This window comes from Erwinia sp., from assembly GCF_049696395.1.
GTDB lineage: Bacteria > Pseudomonadota > Gammaproteobacteria > Enterobacterales > Enterobacteriaceae > Erwinia.
The window spans coordinates 1-2,625 of sequence record NZ_JBAVTT010000070.1 but is presented as its reverse complement, the minus strand read 5'-3'; the positions used below and the strand labels follow the sequence as shown (position 1 = coordinate 2,625).

General features: G+C 47.1%; 3 protein-coding genes and 1 pseudogene. 2 read left to right on the top strand and 2 right to left on the bottom strand.

The window, feature by feature from the left end:
• Together WCC56_RS09700 and WCC56_RS09695 are read left to right on the top strand one after the other, a co-directional pair.
• Nucleotides 1-178, top strand: a 178-nt coding sequence (locus WCC56_RS09700) for a glycosyltransferase family 9 protein (protein WP_424692166.1), incomplete at its 5' end; no start/stop codon positions are given.
• A complete protein-coding gene (locus tag WCC56_RS09695) occupies nucleotides 175-1,098 on the top strand; it encodes a glycosyltransferase family 2 protein (RefSeq protein ID WP_424692165.1) in 924 nt (307 codons plus the stop codon). The genes WCC56_RS09700 and WCC56_RS09695, both read left to right, overlap by 4 nt.
• Before the next feature lie 17 nt (nucleotides 1,099-1,115).
• Here the strand turns inward: WCC56_RS09695 and WCC56_RS09690 are convergent, their stop codons facing one another.
• Together WCC56_RS09690 and WCC56_RS09685 are read right to left on the bottom strand one after the other, a co-directional pair.
• Nucleotides 1,116-2,369: an O-antigen ligase family protein gene (locus tag WCC56_RS09690; RefSeq protein ID WP_424692164.1), complete on the bottom strand. Its 1,254-nt coding sequence runs from the start codon at nucleotides 2,367-2,369 to the stop codon at nucleotides 1,116-1,118.
• 30 nt (nucleotides 2,370-2,399) lie between these two features.
• Nucleotides 2,400-2,625 (bottom strand): annotated as a pseudogene (locus tag WCC56_RS09685) (deacetylase); the annotation flags it as partial.

Sequence of the window (2,625 nt, the reverse complement as noted above, 5' to 3'; positions counted from 1 at the left end):
GGACCGCCCCAACATCACGCTTTATGGTCCGACAGATCCGGGGTTGATTGGCGGTTATGGCAAGAATCAGTGTGTACTGCGCCCTGAGCAGGGCAATAATATGGCCTCCATTACGGCGGATAAAGTCATGTCGCTGTTAATGCCATTGCTCGTCTTACCGGTATCTGTAAGCGAATGACCCACTCCTGCCAACTCAGTATTCTGATTGCAGCCTACAACTGCGAAGCTTCTCTGGCTACTACGCTCGACAGTATTATAGCTTCACTGGGTGAGGCTCTGGATCAAGCTGAAATCATCATCATTAACGATGGTTCCACGGATGGCACACAAGCGATTATCGATAACTATGCCCGACAACTCCCCCAACTCCGTAGCGCCCTCACGGCTCACAGAAACGTAGGTAAAGTTCGCAATGAGGCCGTCAGCCTCGCTACGGGGGAGTATGTGTTGATGGTCGACAGTGATGATCAACTCCTGCCCTGTGCAGTGCGGGATCGGCTGTTCACGTTGCAAGAGCAAAAACCTGACATTTTTCTCAGTAAAATCATTGAAGTGCGTGGAGAACCTGGCCAAATACCTGCCTGGCAAGCTGGCGAACCCGAACCTCTCACTCAGCATCAGTCAATCGAGCGTTTTCTTGTCCACCGGGACTATCAGGCACATTTCATCGGCCAGTTCTTTTCCCGCCGTCTGCTGCAGCAGCACGCTTTCCCGGACTTTATATGTTATGAGGACAGCTGGTTATTTCCTCTGTTATTGACTGAAAGCCAGAAGACGCTCTATTCGAATCACGGTTTCTATCTCTACAGAAAGCATGCTGGCAGCCTCTCTTCGGCCATTACTAAACAGAAAATTGACTGCCTGATTGCTGCTACTCAGCATATGGATGAGGTTCTGCCCAGTCGTTTTGCGTCGTTGATCACCTGCCACTGGCTGGATATAGCCAATCGCTACGAAGATTCTTTGCGGAGTAGTGGGCAGGACCTTCTGGTGTACAAACGTATCTGTCAGGTGAGTTTGAGCCGATTTCTGCTGGATGGAAAAATCAGACTGAGCTACAAAAGAAAAATGTTGAAAGTGCGTAAACGGGGTCGGTGAAGACCCCGGTGAAAGCCTTAGCGGGCGATGTCGTTCTCGTGATGCTTTTTCAGGAAATTAAACATCTCGCAGATAATCAACATCAACGCCACGCAAATCGTTAATTCACGACTGATGAACACCACGTCAGTCAAGCCGCTAATCACCACGCCAAACATCACCGATAGCAACAGAGCATTTTTACTTCTTAAAGAGTAGACAATCAGCACCACATAAAATAGCAGCATGACCAACGCTCCCTGAATCCCCTGCAACGTTGCGCTATCCAGTAATTCGTTATGCAAATGGACTTTCTCATACATTAACGACACTTTGTCTTTATGACGGGTTTTCACGTAGTTTTCGAAACAAGCGGTACGATCCTCTGTTTTCATCCCTAAAGGATTCCCTATGAAACAGACTGTCCCCACTTTCCACATTGCCAGACGAGTCGTTAACGACCCGAATTTGTTTCCATCAGACTGGATATACGTAGTGTATTCTTGCAGAGTCGAGTCCAGCTTAGGCTTGATCATGGGCTTGTAACTCACCCCAACCAATATCACTATCGCTGCCAGTACCGACACTAATGATTTCAGGCCAAAATGGCGAAACTGCAGGACGCCAACCAGCAGGATAATCACCGGGTACGCCGCCATCATATTGCGGGTGCCAGTCTGAACCAGCACAAAATAGGAAAGGCAAAAAATCGTCAGGCAGGCAAGGATATTCAGCGGCGTGTGCTTTTCCGATGCCAGCATAAAAAGCACCATCGTCGACAACATTGCATAGCCATAAGCCGATATTGTTGCACGGTCTAAGGAAAAAACAACCCGATGTATATCACTAAAATACTGATAGAAGCCAAAAATGGTGGCCGCACAGAATGCAAGAAGTAACCCGTTTCGGATCAGCCAGAGACTTTTAACCTGTTGAATCTTCATCTGAGAAAACAACCAGTAGCCAACGCAACAAGCCAGAAGTATGCGTTTACCCGCATTGAAGTAGTCATTAAAGTCGTTGTAAGCAGGGTCGCCTAAATACTCCCAGTAAAACCAGATGACTTTGCTCAGGCCGACGGCTGCTAACAGCCCAATAAACCACAAACGGGATTTATAAAACGTGTTCCAGTTAACTAAAATCCCGGCAAGCGAAAAATAGACGCTCCAGTAAAAGAGAACCTTGGCACCTTTAACATCAATAAAGGTCACCATAATTGTCAATAACGTTGAGGCAAGGGCAAGGAAGTAAAAAGCAGAACTGAAGTCCGTCTTTTTAAAGCTGATTTTCATGTTCATTCTCATCGCGTCCTGATGGATATATCAACAAACTTTAGTGGCTGCATATTCCGCTAAGGTCATTCCTGTCGTCCGGCTATCCAGCCAGATAAACAACTGCTCAAGATCGTCATAAAGGCGATCGATATCAGCTTCATTTTTAAAGGTCGGGCTGCCATCAGGCATAAACTCGGAAGAGTGCAGCATAAATTCGACGTAATCCGACCCCGTAGACAGTGTTTTTTCAGCAACGCCAATCATCTGTTGCACA